Source organism: Microbacterium sp. LWH11-1.2 (assembly GCF_038397745.1).
GTDB lineage: Bacteria > Actinomycetota > Actinomycetes > Actinomycetales > Microbacteriaceae > Microbacterium.
The window spans coordinates 2000252-2015344 of sequence record NZ_CP151636.1 but is presented as its reverse complement, the minus strand read 5'-3'; the positions used below and the strand labels follow the sequence as shown (position 1 = coordinate 2015344).

The 15093-nt window shown below is 71.2% G+C and carries 14 protein-coding genes and 1 pseudogene; 5 read left to right on the top strand and 10 right to left on the bottom strand.

Features of this window, described 5'->3' with window-relative positions; translation table 11 throughout:
- Positions 1-3 precede the first annotated feature (3 nt).
- The 3 genes from MRBLWH11_RS09665 to MRBLWH11_RS09655 form a co-directional block, all read right to left on the bottom strand.
- Positions 4-1386 (bottom strand): SagB family peptide dehydrogenase, encoded by a 1383-nt coding sequence (locus MRBLWH11_RS09665; RefSeq protein ID WP_341947726.1) that lies wholly within the window; start codon positions 1384-1386, stop codon positions 4-6.
- The gene (locus MRBLWH11_RS09660; protein ID WP_341947725.1) at positions 1383-3698 is read right to left on the bottom strand and encodes a TOMM precursor leader peptide-binding protein; all 2316 of its coding nucleotides are present in this window, start codon (positions 3696-3698) and stop codon (positions 1383-1385) included. The genes MRBLWH11_RS09665 and MRBLWH11_RS09660 overlap by 4 nt, the downstream gene beginning before the upstream one ends.
- 106 nt (positions 3699-3804) lie before the next feature.
- Positions 3805-4092 carry an NHLP leader peptide family RiPP precursor gene (locus tag MRBLWH11_RS09655; protein WP_116635641.1) on the bottom strand — a complete coding sequence of 96 codons (288 nt, stop codon included), beginning with the start codon at positions 4090-4092 and terminating at the stop codon, positions 3805-3807.
- A gap of 262 nt (positions 4093-4354) precedes the next feature.
- Between MRBLWH11_RS09655 and MRBLWH11_RS09650 the strand changes: the two genes are divergently transcribed.
- The gene (locus MRBLWH11_RS09650) at positions 4355-4534 is read left to right on the top strand and encodes a hypothetical protein (RefSeq protein WP_341947724.1); all 180 of its coding nucleotides are present in this window, start codon (positions 4355-4357) and stop codon (positions 4532-4534) included.
- Positions 4531-4872: a hypothetical protein gene (locus MRBLWH11_RS09645; RefSeq protein WP_341947723.1), complete on the top strand. Its 342-nt coding sequence runs from the start codon at positions 4531-4533 to the stop codon at positions 4870-4872. Before MRBLWH11_RS09650 ends, MRBLWH11_RS09645 begins: the two co-directional genes overlap by 4 nt.
- 67 nt (positions 4873-4939) lie before the next feature.
- Here MRBLWH11_RS09645 and MRBLWH11_RS09640 read toward each other — a convergent pair.
- Positions 4940-5015, bottom strand: a pseudogene (locus MRBLWH11_RS09640).
- A gap of 139 nt (positions 5016-5154) precedes the next feature.
- Here MRBLWH11_RS09640 and MRBLWH11_RS09635 point away from each other — a divergent pair.
- On the top strand, positions 5155-6072 hold the full coding sequence (locus tag MRBLWH11_RS09635) for a hypothetical protein (RefSeq protein ID WP_341947721.1): 918 nt from the start codon (positions 5155-5157) through the stop codon (positions 6070-6072).
- A 12-nt stretch (positions 6073-6084) separates the two neighbouring features.
- On the opposite strand, the gene MRBLWH11_RS09630 is transcribed toward MRBLWH11_RS09635, so the two are convergent.
- Positions 6085-7071, bottom strand: a complete 987-nt coding sequence (locus MRBLWH11_RS09630) for a WYL domain-containing protein (RefSeq protein WP_341947720.1) — start codon at positions 7069-7071, stop codon at positions 6085-6087.
- Positions 7072-7133: 62 nt separating this feature from the next.
- Between MRBLWH11_RS09630 and MRBLWH11_RS09625 the strand changes: the two genes are divergently transcribed.
- Positions 7134-8183: an ATP-binding cassette domain-containing protein gene (locus MRBLWH11_RS09625; RefSeq protein WP_341947719.1), complete on the top strand. Its 1050-nt coding sequence runs from the start codon at positions 7134-7136 to the stop codon at positions 8181-8183.
- Complete coding sequence (locus MRBLWH11_RS09620; protein WP_341947717.1) at positions 8180-8959, top strand: ABC transporter permease; 780 nt, start codon at positions 8180-8182, stop codon at positions 8957-8959. The genes MRBLWH11_RS09625 and MRBLWH11_RS09620 overlap by 4 nt, the downstream gene beginning before the upstream one ends.
- A gap of 205 nt (positions 8960-9164) precedes the next feature.
- Here MRBLWH11_RS09620 and MRBLWH11_RS09615 read toward each other — a convergent pair whose 3' ends face one another.
- The 5 genes from MRBLWH11_RS09615 to MRBLWH11_RS09595 all read right to left on the bottom strand — a co-directional run bounded on the left by MRBLWH11_RS09615 (position 9165) and on the right by MRBLWH11_RS09595 (position 15022).
- Positions 9165-10553, bottom strand: a complete 1389-nt coding sequence (locus MRBLWH11_RS09615) for a DUF6716 putative glycosyltransferase (protein ID WP_341947716.1) — start codon at positions 10551-10553, stop codon at positions 9165-9167.
- Positions 10550-11422, bottom strand: a complete 873-nt coding sequence (locus tag MRBLWH11_RS09610) for an N-acetylneuraminate synthase family protein (RefSeq protein WP_116635633.1) — start codon at positions 11420-11422, stop codon at positions 10550-10552. The genes MRBLWH11_RS09615 and MRBLWH11_RS09610 overlap by 4 nt, the downstream gene beginning before the upstream one ends.
- A gap of 95 nt (positions 11423-11517) precedes the next feature.
- The gene (locus MRBLWH11_RS09605) at positions 11518-12690 is read right to left on the bottom strand and encodes an acylneuraminate cytidylyltransferase (RefSeq protein WP_341947715.1); all 1173 of its coding nucleotides are present in this window, start codon (positions 12688-12690) and stop codon (positions 11518-11520) included.
- Positions 12687-14045, bottom strand: coding sequence for a polysialyltransferase family glycosyltransferase (locus MRBLWH11_RS09600; RefSeq protein WP_341947714.1), 1359 nt, complete (start codon positions 14043-14045; stop codon positions 12687-12689). The genes MRBLWH11_RS09605 and MRBLWH11_RS09600 overlap by 4 nt, the downstream gene beginning before the upstream one ends.
- A complete protein-coding gene (locus MRBLWH11_RS09595) occupies positions 14042-15022 on the bottom strand; it encodes a glycosyltransferase family 2 protein (RefSeq protein ID WP_341947713.1) in 981 nt (326 codons plus the stop codon). Before MRBLWH11_RS09595 ends, MRBLWH11_RS09600 begins: the two co-directional genes overlap by 4 nt.
- Positions 15023-15093: the final 71 nt, after the last annotated feature.

Genomic DNA, 15093 nt, shown 5'->3' with positions numbered 1-15093 from the left:
TGCTCACGATCCGAGCATCAACTCGCCGACCGATGTCTCCGCGAGCGGATCGGTGCCGGCGGCGCGGGAGAACGCCTCGCTGTCGCCTCCGCCGAGCGGGCAGCTGCCGAGGCCCATCGCGGTGGCCGCGAGCTGCATGGTCTGGTAGACGACGCCGACGTCCTTCAGGAGGAGCGCATACGCGATGCTCTCGTACTTCCACGACAGTCGGGCGAAGTCAGCGGCGAGGATCACGAGCACGGGCGGGACAGCGACGGCGCCGGATGCGCGGCGGGCCTCCTCGAGGAGATGGGAGACGAGGGGGCCGTCGGGAGCCACGAGCTCCAGCCGATGCCCGATCGGATCGTAGCGGTAGAGACCGCCGCCGACCCCGTCGCAGGCCGAGATCGCGAGGTACGTGATGAGCTCGCTGATCCCGCCCGCCGCGGCGTGCGGGCGATCCAGTCGCGGGTATCCGTGCGCACCCGCTCCGGCGGCGAGCTCGCGGCGCACCCGGACCGTGCGGAAGAGGAACTCGCCCAGTCGCGCGAGATCGAGCGGTGCGAGCTCTCGTCGGGATACGCGCTCCTCCATGGCTCGCGCGAGCGGCACGTCATCGACCAGGAGCCGCTCCAGATCGGGGCGGGGCAGGGCGATCCCCGTCCGCCCCGCAGCATGCCGCAGGGCGGCCGGCGCCGGACGCCGCTCCGCGAAGCGGAAGGTGCCCCCGCGAGCATGGTCCCCCCTGCCGCCTCTCGAGCGCGCGTGCAGCTGCAGGTCGTGCGGCTCCCATGGCGCGATAGCGGGATCGCGATCCTCTCGCGCGGTACCGTCCTGATCGACCTCGACGAGGAGGCCTGCGGCGCACAGGTCGGCCACGAGCCGGGGATCGTCATCGCCTCGCGCGACCGGGCTGTGGGCGAAGGACAGGACCGTCGCCCCCGCCGCGGCCGAGAGCTCGACGCGCATCGACGCGATCGGCGATTCCAGCACGAGAGCGTCACCCCGGCGAGCCAGGTGGGCGAAACGCGACAGACGCACTCGCGCCCAGGGAGCCGGCGGTTCGCGGGCGAGATCAGGAGCGTCGGCGTGTACCGGCACGAACACCGCGAGGAGCGACCCGTCGGCGGCGAGGTGGCGGAACTCGATCAGCCCCTGAGCGATCGCCCGTCGGCTCCACAGCAGCCACCGCGCCCGTCCGAGCGGGTCACCGGCCTCCGCCACGGCGTCGAGCGCGGCCGCATCGGCCGGGCCTGCCCGGAGGCGATCGAATGCGCGGCGTTCCGGCGTCCCCGACCGCGGCACGGCGAGGGCGGACCGCGATCCTCGGAGGACGGATGCCGATCCGTGCGCAGCCGGAACCTCGACCACCTCGCCGCGCACAGCGAGAAGCGCCCGCGCGTTCACAGGAAGAAGGGGATCGGGTTGAGCTCGGCGGGGGTCCTCGGCCGGTCGAGCCAGCCCAGCTGGACGGGAACGTCGTAGAGCCGCCCCTCGGCGAGACGCGACCAGAAGGGCCGCAGTCCCGGCACGATCACGCGCGCGACCGGGAGTCCGATGTCGGGTCGGGTCTGATCGAGCACGAGCAGCGAGAGCCCGGCGCGCTCGACCCGCTCGCGGCAGAGGCGCACGTCCTCCGCGAGATCGGGGCCCATCAGACTCGGATGGTCCACGAGCCGCCAGGGCGGCGCGCCCGGGTCCGGCACGAAGTGCGGCTGATCCTCGATGGTCGCCGTCCGCAGCCACGCGACGAGCTCCTCATCGGCATCCAGGAAGGCGGCATCCTCGAGGTGCTCGTCGGTCGTCGACATCTGCCCGATCTCACCGAGCGCCCGCGTGATCGCGACCAGCGGATCGAGATGGGCGCCGAACCCCATGAGCAGCGCCTCCGGTGAGCCGGCGGTGCGGCGCGAGATCGCTGCGAAGGTCGGGATGCCGAGATCCGTCGTGACGTCGATGGCCCAGATCTCGCGTCCCTTTCCGGCGTACTCGCGCACCACGCCGTCGATCCACGGATCCCCGAAGCTCCCGAGATCGACGGCGGGTCGGCGGACGCGGTTGTACCACCACATCGCGACTCCATCGCGTTCCACGAGCTCGAAGAACCCCTGCAGGATCGCCTCGGTGAGCGTGTTCCCTGCGGCGCATCCGTTCGAGTTCGACGAGATGCCCATCTCGCGCGCTCCCGGGGTGCCGTAGTAGCAGAGCGCGGTGGGCAGCAGCACCTCGCGGTCGTCGCTCAGCGACCAGACCGGCGTCCAGTCGATCACCGCGTCCTCATCGAAGCGGGCGGGCACGCGGTTGAACCACCCCGCCCCGGCATCCGTCGTCCCCGCCCCGTCGAGCTGATCCTCGCTGAAGAGCATGACGCGGTTGGGGTGCAGGGCTCGATCTCCGAGCCTGCGGAGACTCCCCCGCACCGTGTGCTCCTCCCCCTGACGCATCGAGGAGTACCTCTCGAGCGCCTCGGCGAGCGCGCCGGTGCGCGCCTGCTCCCGTGTCGCGCCCTTGCCCGCCGAGCGCGCGCGCACCGTCAGATCGAGGGTCAGGAGGTCTTCGGGCTCGAGGCCGAGGTTGGATCCGGCGGACCAGACGTGCACGCCGTCGTACCGGGTCGCCTGCTCCTCGATTTCGGCGACGGCGCCGGAGAGGGCGCTGATGTGATGTCGGAATCGGCGGAACGTCTCCTCGGGTGTCGCGGTGCGCAGCCCGCCGCCGACCTCGAGCCTCGCCCTCTCGGGACTCGGCTGCACCCGCGAGGTCGGCGGCGGTGTCGGATCGCCGCACGCGGGGCACTGCGGTCGGCGCACGACCACGTGGGGCGAGGTGGTCCAGTCGGCGACCGCCAGGCGGGCGATGTACGACGATCCGGATGGCGCATCCGCGATCTCGAGGGGAGCGATGCCGCGCAGCACCTTCGCGACCTCGAGAGCGACGAGCCGCCCGACGAGCCCTGCCGACCGTTCGGTGGAGAGCATCGGCACCGTGAGCGGGCTGCCGTCGTCCGCGCCGAGCGCGGCATGGATCCTTCGTCGCGTGCGGCGCCTGTTCATCAGGCACTCCCAGCACGCCGTCTCACCCGGTCGGAAGAGCGGACCCATCCAGACGTCGTGCGCATCGGGGCGCACGAGCACCCACGGCACGCCGCTCGCGAGGCTCGACCGGTTGATCTGCTCGAGCGCCTGGTCGGTGTAGTCGTCGGCGAGGACCAGGCGCAGATCGGCGGAGACGGCGAGGAACGACGACGCATCCCGCGACACGTGCACGACGGCGGCGTCGTCTCGCAGTGCCACCGCGATGACCTCGAGGATGTCGTCGGGCACCCCGGCCGTCGCGAAGACGGCGACGGTCTGGAGCGAAAGGCTGCGATCGTCGGCGCCGAGTCCGGCCCAGAACGCCCGCTCCCGGTCGCCGGCGTGGTCGGTGTGCGGCGCGATCACTCCGCGCCGGTGCAGCTGGTGGATCGCGAAGAGCACGCGTTCGGCCGCATGGGCGCCGGCGAGCGCGGCCACGATCCCGTCGGATGTGCGGGTGCCGTCGACCAGCCCGAGGACCGCATCGAGCACGGCGCCGCGCAGCAGCGAGGAGTCCTCCCCCTGCAGCACGACGACACCGGCCCCGTCGAGTCCACGGACCACGACCCGGGGATCGAGCGCCCACGGAGCCCCCTCAGGCGGTGTGACGCGCGCCGTGGATGTCGCGGCAGCGGAGATGGTCATCGGAGAAGTCCGTTCGACGTCGGGAGCGGGAGAGGACGATGATCGCCGTGCGGTGCGGCCTCGAGGCACAGCACGGCACGGCGATCTCGTCAGCGCGGTGAGCCGACTACTTCTTGCCCAGCTTCCCGTAGTCCTCGGGACGCGACAGCTGCGGGTAGTAGAACCCGCCCGCGACCGAATCGAGCGCCTCGTCCGAGAGTTCGCTCGGACGAGCAGGCAGGGAGATGTTGATCACGTCAGCGGTGTCTTCGTTGACGACGACACGCTTGCCTGCCGGCAGCTCGACGCCCTCGGCGAGGAGCGTGGCACCCGGGTCGGCGAGGAGTCGGGCACGGAAGTCGTCGTCGGCCCAGGCCTTGGCGATGATCTTGGCGTAGTCGTTCTGTTCGGACATGAGAACCTCTCGTTCACGTGCATCGGATGTTCGAACGCGGAGAGCCCCCGCTCGATGACCTCAACGATCCCCGCTGGGCGCCCGCACGACCATGGACCTGAATCCCCTCTCCGTGATCGCGCACCGGTCTCCCCTCCCGCCGAGAGGACGCACCGTGACGAAGGGGCGACCTGCGTCCATGGTGACGCCGTGCTGTGCCGTCACACGATGGACTGACAGACCGCAGCGCCAGCCCGGCGGCGTCTGTCGAAGGGATGGAACGGTGGACGATCACAACGAGGAGAAGCCGACCTCGGTCTCCGGGGAGCTCACCGACGAGCAGCTGGCGGAGGTGGCCGGAGGGAGCACCGCCCCGTCCACGCCGATGCCGGACGCGAACCGGATGAAGCCGTATCCGCCCTGGCCGGGATCACTGCAATCGACCGAAACGGAGCCCACATGACCGACACCTCCCGCCCCGCCCCGCGGAGCGCGACCGCTTCCGAAGCGAGCATCCTGCCCAGCGACAGGCCGGCCACGCGCTCGCTCGGCCTGGCCATCGCCAGTCTCTTCTTCGCGCTGTCCGTCCCCATCCCGGTCTGGGGTCTGTTCATGCTCTTCCTGGCCGCGCCGCTGGGGATCGCCGCACTGATCAACGGGCACTCCTGGCTCAAGGCATCCCGGATGTCCGCGCCGGGACGGCGGAAGGTGCAGACCGCGCTCGTGCTCGCGTACATCAGTCTCGCGATCTGCGCCCTCACGACCCTCTTCTGGGTGATCACCATGGCCGTGCCGCGCTGAGGCGCCGGTCACTCGCGAACGAGAAGGGCCGCGATCTCCGGGGAGGGAGATCGCGGCCCTTCTGACGTGGACGCGACGGCGGGAGTCGAACCCGCAACGCCGTCAGATATGAGCTGAGGCCCGGGACCGCCCGGATCGCCGCGATGGAGACGACGTTACCGGGCCGTGACCTTCTTGGCCAGGATCGTTGCCTGAGATAACCCGATGAGTCTTCCGATGACTCCTCCGATCGTCCGGAGTCGTGCGGGTTCGCCGTCGGCGGTCGGGTGTACCGTCACGGGCATGGCCCCTGCGCTCGACTCCGCGACCACCGCGCAGAAGACGCATCGCTACCTGCGGCTGTCGCTCGTCTTCGTGGTCTTCGCTCTCCTGGTGAGCGTGGCGATCGAGACGGTCGTCGTGTCGTGGGATCCGCTCGCCTTCGGCTGGGAGCCACTCCCCTCGATCAGCCACTACTTCTACACCCCGGCGCGCAACGTGTTCGTCGGGGCTCTGATCGCCGCCGCTCTCGCACTCCTCGCACTGTCCGGACGCAACCGGGCGACGATCCTGCTCGACATCGCCGCCCTCTTCGCGCCGCTCATCGCGCTCGTCCCGACGGGCATCGACCCCGAGCAGCCGATCGACGGGCTCGCCTGCCCCGGCACGGAGGAATGCGTCCCCGCCGCGTACCTCGACGATGTCCGCGCGGGTGTCGCCGCCTATGCCGTCGTCGTGATCGTCGTCGTCATCGCGCTGGCCGTGATCCGCGCGAGACGGGGAATCACGACGCCGGGTTCCGCCCTCGTCTCCGTCATCGCCGTCGTCACGGCGGTCGTGATGGCCGGCCTCACCTTCCTCCCTGGGCTGAACGCCGACTTCCCGTTCAACTTCTGGCCGTATCCGCCCAGCATCCACTTCGCCGTGACGCTGATCTTCTTCGGGATCTTCGCCGCCGTGCCGATCCTGCACTCGCGCGGGCCCGTCGACGAGATGGAGACGCCGCCGACCGCGCGGCAGAGGTCCGTCTATCGCTGGGTGGCAGGACTCATGATCGCGGATCTGCTGCTGCTCCTCGCCGCCTTCGTCTTCCGCGAGCAGCTCGGCGCGTTCCCGATCGTGCTCCTCGGCGAGGCCGCCGCCCTCAGTCTCTTCGCGTGGTTCTGGTGGGTGCAGACCTTCCAGCGCTGGGACGACGCGAATCCGCCGAGTCTCACCTGAACGGCACCGCTGTCACGCCCGCGTCGCCGGCGTCGGCCGGTCGATCGCCCGCAGCAGACGCTCCACCGCCTCGCGCAGCTCGGCGCGATCCTGATCGGGGAAGGTGATCGCGTACTCGACGCCCTCGGGGATCCAGAGGAACGCGTACATCGCCTCGCGCCAGTCCGACCCGCCGATCGGCCACCGGGTGTGCGTATCCCCCTCGGCCGTCGCGCCCTGCCACCAGGGCCCGAAGCGGTCCTGCATCTCGGCGAGCGGCAGTTCCATCACGGCATCCCCCTCGACCTTCTGCGGCGACCACGACGACGCGATGAGCACCCGCTCCTCGATCTCCGCCTCGGTGATCTCCCGGCGTGGGAACAGGACGCGGGTGTGCTCGACCGATTCGATCCGGTCGACGCGGAACGTGCGCCAGTCGTCTCGATCGAGATCCCAGCACAGCAGGAACCACTTGCGCCCGGCGGGTGCCAGCGCGTGGGGCTCGACGCGGCGGATGCTCTCCGCACCGGCCGCGTCGACGTACCGCAGGCGCAGCCGCTCGGTGTCGCGGGTGGCGAGGGCGATCTCACCGAGCACCACGGGCGAGACCACGGGACCGTCGCCGATGCGCGGGGTCTGCACCGAGGCCGCGAGCGCGTTCACGCGTCGACGCAGCGCCTGCGGCAGCACCTGCTCGAGCTTGGCGAGCGCGGTGAGCGTGACCTCCGGTCCGCCGACGAGCTGCTGCGTGGCCGCGACCCGCAGCCCGATGGCCATCGTGACGGCCTCGTCGTCGGTGAGCAGCAGCGGCGGCACGGCGCTCCCTGCCTCGAGGCGATAGCCTCCTGCGGCTCCGGGCGTGGATTCGACCCGGTAGCCGAGCTCGCGCAGGCGGTCGACGTCACGGCGCACGGTGCGCTCGGTGACGCCGAGCCGCGTCGCGAGTTCGGTTCCCGGCCAGTGCCGATGCGTCTGCAGCAGGTTGAGCAGGGCGAGGGCTCGAGAGGTGGTGTCGGACATGTCTCACAGATTGCCAGAAATCGCGGACAGGATCTGTCCTGGTTGCCTTCTAGCTTCGAAGCATGACGAACGAATCCATCATCGAAACCGAGGGCCTCACCAAGGTCTTCACCGTCAAGAAGAAGAAGGTCGAAGCCGTCACCGACCTCTCCTTCACAGCCGCCCGCGGCGAGCTCGTCGCGTTCCTCGGCCCGAACGGCGCCGGCAAGTCCACCAGCCTCCGGATGCTGACGACGCTCATCCCTCCGACCGCCGGCACCGCGCGGGTGGTCGGGCACGACATCAGGACGGATGCCGCCGGCGTCCGCGCCCGCATCGGCTACGTCGGACAGCTCACGAGCGGCAGCTTCTCGCAGCGCGTGCGCGACGAGCTGCTCAGTCAGGGCTCGTTCTACGGCATGTCGAAGCGCGACAGCATCCGTCGGGCCGATGAGTTGATCGAGTCGCTCGACCTCTCCTCGTTCGCGACGCGGAGCGTGCAGCAGCTCAGCGGCGGGCAGAAGCGCCGGCTCGACATCGCCCTCGGCCTGATGCACGCCCCGCCGCTGATCTTCCTCGACGAGCCCTCCACCGGACTCGACCCCCAGAGCAGGGCGAACCTCTGGGAGCACATCCTCGATCTCCGCACCCAGCACGGCACGACCGTCTTCCTCACCACGCACTACCTCGAGGAGGCCGACCGCTACGCGGAGCGCGTCATGGTCATGGACAAGGGCCGCATCATCGCCGACGACAGCGCGACGGCCCTCAAGGCGACGCTCGCCGGCGACGTGCTCACCTTCGGCTTCGCGGATGCCGCGACGGCGGCGAGCGCGCACCCCGTGGTCGCCCGCCTCAGCACCGCGAAGGTCGCGCTCGACGGCGACGCCGTGTCACTTGCCGTGCCGGACGGCGACCGGCTGCTGCCCGTGATCGTCCGCGAGTTGGATGCCGCGGGCATCTCCGTCACTCGGGCGACGGGCGTGCCGCCGACACTCGACGACGTGTTCCTCGCGCTCACCGGCCGCACCCTCCGTGAGGCCGGGGAAGGGACGGATGCCGAGAACGAGGCATCCGATTCCGACGCGGCAGACACCGCTTCCGAGACCAGCAAGACAGGAGTCCTCTCATGACCGCCATCGACACGCTCGTGCGCCCCAACCTCGCGCGCGACACGAGGAACGTGCTCACCCGCGAGCTCAAGCCCGTGCTCCGCGATCCCTTCACGCTGATCTTCAGCCTGCTGCAGCCACTGATCTTCCTGGGGCTGTTCGCGCCGCTGCTGATCGGCGACTCCGGGCGTCCGGCCGGCGAGACGCTCGCCTGGTTCGTGCCGGGGGTACTCGTCATGATCGTGCTCTTCGGTACCGGAGCCACCGGATCGAATCTGCAGTACGAGATGATGACCGGCTCGCACGAGCGCACGCTCGTCGCCCCGCTCGCCCGCTCCTCGCTGCTGGTCGGGCGCGCACTCAAGGAGATCGCACCGATCGTCGTGCAGGCGCTGGTGATCGTCCTGATCGCGTGGCCGTTCGGGTTCGCCGCCGACATCCCGGGCCTGCTCATCGGACTGGCGCTGCTCGCCGTCTTCGGCGTGGGGCTCGGGTCGCTCTCCTACTCGCTGGCCCTCGCCACGAAGGACCGCGAGTGGCTGTTCTGGGGCGTGCAGCAGTCGCTCATCTTCCCGCTGCTGATCCTGTCGGGCATGCTGCTGCCGCTCGACGACGCTCCGGGCTGGATGCGGGCCGTGGCCTCGGTCAACCCGATCAACTGGGTCGTGCAGGCCGAACGCGCCCTGTTCGCGGGCGACCTCGGCGACATCACCGTGCTCTGGGGCTGGGTGTCCGCGCTCGCGGTCGCGATCGTCGGACTCGTGGTCGGGGTCCGCGCGATCAAGCGCAGCAGCTGAGTGCACAGCATTCGAAGCACAGCCGAGCGGGCCGTGGCGTCGGGAATCCCGGATGCCACGGCCCGCTCACGGCGTGTCCGCAGGCGAATCGCCGTGCGCGCGAGACTTCGTCCGTGTTTCCCCTGGCAGAGCGGATGCCGCTGCACAGCCGTCAAGAGCCTGAGGCAGCTCGTCGAATGCCGCCCCGGATGTCCGCGCCGCGGGCTCAGCGCCGGATCGAGTCGTGGAACGGGTTCGGCTCGAGCGTGAAGTCGGTCGACGGGTCGACCCAGGTGCCGCCGTCCGACGGCTCCCGACGACGGCGCACCGCCGACAGAGCGCGCGTGGCCGGTGCTCCGACCGTCAGCGCCAGCCCGCCCCGGAGCGACCGGTCCTCGCGCCCGAGCACACTCGCCCGATGCCACGCGTCGTGCAGAGCACCGCCTCGCGCTGCGGGGACGCGACGGTGCGGAAGGGCGCCGGCCCGGCGCATCGCCACGAGCTCCTGCACCCGCTGCCACCAGTCCGACTCCGCCTCGGGATGGAAGTAGTTGTCGCGCAGCCAGTCGGGGTGCGGATGCCGGAAGCGACCGGCTACGACCTCGTTCCGCCCGCCGAGCAGGCCGCTGCCCACGAACACCGTGTTCAGGAGGCTCTTGCTCACGCCGAAGGAGTCGAGCGCGATCACCGGGATGCCGAGGGCGGTCGCCTCGATGGCCGCGGTCGAGCTCACGGTGACAAGGCCCGCCGCGCTCTCCAGTGCCGACGCCATCGAGTCGTATGAGAAGACGAGGTTGCGGGGTCGGCGGGGCGGAAGCAGGGCGACGTAGGGATCGCGTTCGAGATGCGTCTCGGCCTCCCCCGGTCGCGACCGCAGCTTCACCACGACGCGACGGCCGGGATCCGCCTCGGCCGCCCGCACGAGAGTCGCGGCGATCTCCACGCGCTCCTCGTGCGCGACCGGCACGAGCGCCTGGGCCGCGAACACGATGTCGGTCGCCGGCGGACGCACCGCGACCGGCAGCGGCGGACGCTCGGCGACCGCGACCCCACCGGGACGAGCGGCGAGCGCCTCGACGCGAGCGCGCTCCGGGCGCAGCATCCGCTGGCGTCGGCGCGCGAAGGGGAGGGTCGCGAGCGCTGTGGGCATCGTGACGCCGATGTGACGGCTGAGCTCCGCGAAGGCGCGCTCCTCCCGGTGCGAGTGGACCACCAGCAGATCCGTGTGCCGCCGGTAGTCCAGCGCTCCGCGCTGCGCGGGGATCGCCATGCCGGGGAGGCCCGAGATCGTCACCGGCCGGTGCGTCAGAGAGTCGATCACTCGTCCCATGAGCCGGACGAACGGTCCGCGACCCGCCAGCAGCACCACATCGGGGCGCTGGCCTTCCAGCCATCCGGCCGTCTCGGCGAAGCTCACGCGCGTGACATCCTCGGGGCGAAGACCGGTGCCGGCGAGGGCCGTGCGCTGCTGCTCGACGCTCGCGGTGAGCGGAGTACGCACGAGGAGCAGATGCGGCCGGAGACCCGGGACGCCGCCGAGGAGGGCAGCCGACCACTTCACGAACGAGTCGGCATCCGCGATCGCTATGACGCGGATGCCCGCGGCATCCGTCATGCGGGGATGCGGCGGAGCTTCGCCATCGGCGCGCGCTCGCTGTCGAACACCCGCTTGACGCCGTCGCCGAGCGCCTTCTCGATCACGCGGATGTCGCGGACGAGGTGCTCGAGACCGGTGGGCTCGAGAGAGGCGGCGTGGTCGGAGCCCCACATCGTGCGGTCGAGCGTGATGTGGCGCTCGACCGCGACCGCGCCGAGCGCGACCGCCGCGAGGGAGATCTGCAGCCCGCGCTCGTGGCCGGAGTAGCCGACCGGCACGCCGGCGTAGCGGTCGCGGAGCGTCGAGATCACGCGCAGGTTCGCCTCCTCCGGCTCGAGCGGATAGGTCGAGGTGGCGTGCATCAGCACGACGCGATCCGTGCCGAGCGTGTCGAGCGCCCGGTCGATCTGCTCGATCGTCGACATCCCGGTGGAGAGGATGACGGGCTTGCCGGTCTCGCGCAGGGCGACCAGCAGCTCGGTGTCGGTGAGGCTCGCCGATGCCACCTTGTGGGCGACGACGTTGAGCTCTTCGAGGAAGGCGACGCTCGGCACATCCCACGGCGAGGCGAACCAGTCGAGGCCCTGCATCGTGGCGTGGTCGCCGATCTCGACGTACTCGTCGCGGCCGAACTCCACACGGCGCCGGTAGTCGAGGTAGCTCATGGTCCCCCACGGCGTCTCGCGCGGGACGTCGCGCATGTGCTCGGGGGTCGAGATCTCCGGCGTGCGCTTCTGGAACTTCACGGCGTCGGCGCCGGCGCGCGCGGCGACGTCGATGAGCCGCTTCGCGATGTCGACGTCTCCGTTGTGGTTCAAGCCGATCTCGGCGATGACGTAGGCGGGACGGCCGCCGCCGATCACCCGTGAGCCGATGCTGACAGTCATGATTCCTCCGGTCGTCGAACGGCCCTCGCGGACCCCTCCCTCCTGGGTACGCGGCGGGGGTGAACACCGCGCGACCGGAGGGTTACCGGCGGCGGTCAGCTCGACAACACCCGCTCGACCAGCTCGCGAACAGCACCGTCGCCGCCGCGACGCCGCAGCACGACGCGGGCCTCCGCGAGGACCAGCGGATGCGCATCCGCGACCGCGATCGGCCAGCCGACGATGCGCAGGGCGGGGAGGTCGTTGACGTCGTTGCCGAGATAGGCGATGTCGGCGAGGGGCAGATCGTTGTCGTGCGCCCAGACGCGCAGGGCGGCCTCCTTGTCGTCGATGCCGTGCAGCACCGGGACGCGCAGCTTGTCGGCGCGCGCGCGGACGACGGGATTGACCTCGGTCGACAGGATCAGCATCGGCACCCCCGCCCGGCGCAGCAGCGCCACGCCCATGCCGTCCTCACGGCTGACGCGCACGCGCTCCCCGCCGTCGGCGTCGATGATCGCCGTGTCATCGGTGTGCACGCCGTCGAAATCGGTGACGACGGCCCGCACCGGGATCGGGCCGACGGTGTCATGCAGTGCGGCGAGCGCACGCGCGATGCGCAGCTGGTGCTCGTCGTCGATCTCGATCGCCGTCCACTCCGGCACCTCGGCGACGCGGGTGCGCCCGAAGAAGCGGTGTCGGCTCTGACGGAACCCCTCGGCGCGGAAGACGTAGAAGGCGCCCGTCTCGAGGTGGTGCGGCTCCCGGTCCTGACGCCGCGGCCGGTGCGATGCGTCGTGGTTGATCGCGACCGCCGCGCCCTCGGCGTCGCGCCGCCACAGGAACCCATAGGTCTGGTGCGCCGAGAAGACGCTGTCGGCGCGATCGGCGCGCACCTCGTCGACCGCTGCGGACAGGGCATCGCTCGGGATGAAGGGCGACGTCGCCTGCAGGAAGGCCACGATGTCGAAACGCTCGCCGTCGGCCTCGAGTGCGTCGAGCGCATGCAGGATCGCGCTCTCCGATGCGGCGGTGTCGCCGGAGAGCTCTGCCGGCCGCCGGATCACGCGCGCGCCGGCCGCCGCGCCCACCGCCGCGATCTCCTCGTCGTCCGTCGAGACCACGACCAGGTCGATGCTCGCCGCCACTGCCGCCCGCACCGCGCGCTCGACGAGGGGAACACCGCCGACCCGCTGCAGATTCTTGCGCGGGACCTGCTTCGATCCACCGCGCGCCGGAATGATCGCCACCGTCCTCGGCACCGTCTCCACCGTCGTCTCCACCGTCATCTCCCTCGTATCGCCCGCCATGCCCGCCCGGCCCTGCGGCGAGCGCCGATGGCCGTGAGCCGCCACTCCTCGACTCTGCCCACTCCCCCGGCAGGGCGCAGCATCCGTCGCACGATGCCGTCGGCCGGGGCCCCGGGCAGCCGCAGGTCGGCGAGCCTCTCCGGCGCGAAGTACCGGTCGCGCTCGCGCGCATCGAGCCCGCGGAGGAGCTCTTCGGCCCGGGGTCGCAGGTGCCCGGCGAGCTCCGGCTGCATCGCGTAGCCGACCGCGTCGACCAGCAGCTGCAGGCGTGCGGGATCGGCGTACGGCGAGCGGTCGCGGGTGAGGGCGTCGACGATGGTCGCCGGGATCCTGTTGCTGTTCTCGAATGGGGTCAACCGCCGGAGCACCGTGTCGGCGCCGGCCGCACCGATCGCCCGGCCGAACAGCGCGTGCACGGTCGGGAGCGCGGTGGAGAACCCCGCCACCACGGCCACGGCGTCGAGCCGCTCGGCCAGCAGTTCGGCGGCGAGGCCGCCGCGATACTCCTCGAAGGCCGCACCCTGCGCCGTCGCCCGCGCCCGCACCGCGTCGGTCAGCAGCGGAGGAGCCGACGGATGCGGCTTGAAGACGATGCGCCGTGGCGACCACCGTGCGGCGCGGTCGATCATCTGCTCCTGGAGGGCGATCTCCTCGGCAGGGCTCATCAGCCCGAGGGCCGAGAGGTACTGCCCGAGCACGAGCACGGTGGGGAGCTCCTCGTCGAACAGGGCTTCCGTCTCCGCGGCATCCGTCTCTCTGAGCGCGGCGGCGAAGACCGCGGGAGGCACCGGCACGATCTCGGCGTGCGGCGATCCGACGAGCGGGCGCACACCGGGCACGACGTCGGCGTGCACGACGCGTCCGATGCGGGCGGCGACCGTGTGCGGCAGGCGCACCCGCATCGGCGAGTAGGTCATCAGGCCGTCGCCGATCACGGTGATGCGGGCGTGCGGGAACAGCGACATCAGCGTGCGCGCCGGTGCGACCTGCGGACTCTGCACGAACAGCTCCAGATCGTGCGGATCCAGCGACCAGACGCGGGTGAGGAGGCGCTCGAGGATGGGCAGGTCGCCGTCGGACGGTTCCCACGAGCTCGGATGCAGCGGCCCGAGGATCCCCTCGAGCTCCTCGATGCGACCGAACCGCTCCCGTAGGGAGCGCAGCGCCGGGTCGACAGCGATGCCCACGGTGGTCTCCGGGACGCGCGACGAGGTGAACGGGACGAGGAGGCGGTCGACATGCTCGGGCGTCGTCGTGTCGAGCAGCCCGGCATCGATCGCCGCGGACGCCGTCGCGAGTCCGTAGGCGCTGTGCAGGGCGAAGAGCTGGGTCACGACGCCCTCCCCGCCTGCCGGAGCACCCGTGCGAGCACGCGCCGACGCGGGCCGTCGAAGCGTCCGAGCACAGCGGCGACCTCGGCATCGGGGAGCCTCGCCAGCACGTCGCGGATGCCGGCGCGCATCTCGGCACGCAGCGCCGGTCGCATCCTCCGGGAACGCACGAGGTGGTGGGAGCTCAGCGCGAGCGCGGTCCACACGGCCTTCGCGCGGAAGCGGTCGGCCTCAGGGTCGGTGTCGACGGTGTCGAGCACCTGGTGCATCGCCTTCGCGAAGTCGAGCTGGCGTCGATCCCGCACCTGCGTCAGCGAGGTCGTGACACCGCGCCGGTAGAGCAGCGCGGGCGCGTCGACGACGGCGAAGCTGTCGGCCCGCAGGTGCAGTCGCCAGATCCACGGACGGTCCTCCGCCGTGAACAGGCCGGGCGGGAAGGCGGCCAGGCCGCGGTCGATGATCCGACGGTGGAAGAGGCCCGCCCACGCGAAGGGGTAGTCGACCATCGTGGACTCGTTCTCGGGGAGGATCGCCTCCCGCGCCGGTGTGACCTGCTCGCGCCAGGGATGCGGCGCGCGCACCAGGGCGCGACGGCCCGCGGTCACCGTGACGTGGTCGGTGCGGAGGAAGTCGCAGCCGAGTTCGCCGAGCCGCGAAGCGAGCACCTCGAGGCGCCGCGGCTGCATCCAGTCGTCACCGTCGAGGAAGCAGAAGGCCTCTCCCTCGACATGCGCCAGCCCCTGGTTGCGCGCACTCGCCAGCCCGCGTGGCCGCGGATTGCGCACGAGCTCGGCCCGCCCGAAGCGCTCCGCGTAGCGCTGCATGATCGACCCCGTGTCATCGCGGGATCCGTCGTCGATCGCGACGAGCTTGAGCGCAGACGGGTCGGCGAACTGGCGGGTGAGCGTCTCGAGCGTCGTCCCGATGTACTCGCCGGCGTCCTTGGCAGGCAGGATGACGGTGACGAGGGGTGTGCGCACGGATCTCCCGGTGGTGAGCGGTGTCAGGCATGGTGTCAGGCGTTCGTTGCCGACCGGGGACGCGCAGGTGA

Coding starts and splice junctions, on each gene's coding strand:
- MRBLWH11_RS09660 (WP_341947725.1), bottom strand. CDS start 3,698: ATGACCATCTCCGCTGCCGCGACATCCACGGCGCGCGTCACACCGCCT.
- MRBLWH11_RS09655 (WP_116635641.1), bottom strand. CDS start 4,092: ATGTCCGAACAGAACGACTACGCCAAGATCATCGCCAAGGCCTGGGCC.
- MRBLWH11_RS09645 (WP_341947723.1), top strand. CDS start 4,531: ATGACCGACACCTCCCGCCCCGCCCCGCGGAGCGCGACCGCTTCCGAA.
- MRBLWH11_RS09635 (WP_341947721.1), top strand. CDS start 5,155: ATGGCCCCTGCGCTCGACTCCGCGACCACCGCGCAGAAGACGCATCGC.
- MRBLWH11_RS09630 (WP_341947720.1), bottom strand. CDS start 7,071: ATGTCCGACACCACCTCTCGAGCCCTCGCCCTGCTCAACCTGCTGCAG.
- MRBLWH11_RS09625 (WP_341947719.1), top strand. CDS start 7,134: ATGACGAACGAATCCATCATCGAAACCGAGGGCCTCACCAAGGTCTTC.
- MRBLWH11_RS09620 (WP_341947717.1), top strand. CDS start 8,180: ATGACCGCCATCGACACGCTCGTGCGCCCCAACCTCGCGCGCGACACG.
- MRBLWH11_RS09615 (WP_341947716.1), bottom strand. CDS start 10,553: ATGACGGATGCCGCGGGCATCCGCGTCATAGCGATCGCGGATGCCGAC.
- MRBLWH11_RS09610 (WP_116635633.1), bottom strand. CDS start 11,422: ATGACTGTCAGCATCGGCTCACGGGTGATCGGCGGCGGCCGTCCCGCC.
- MRBLWH11_RS09605 (WP_341947715.1), bottom strand. CDS start 12,690: ATGACGGTGGAGACGACGGTGGAGACGGTGCCGAGGACGGTGGCGATC.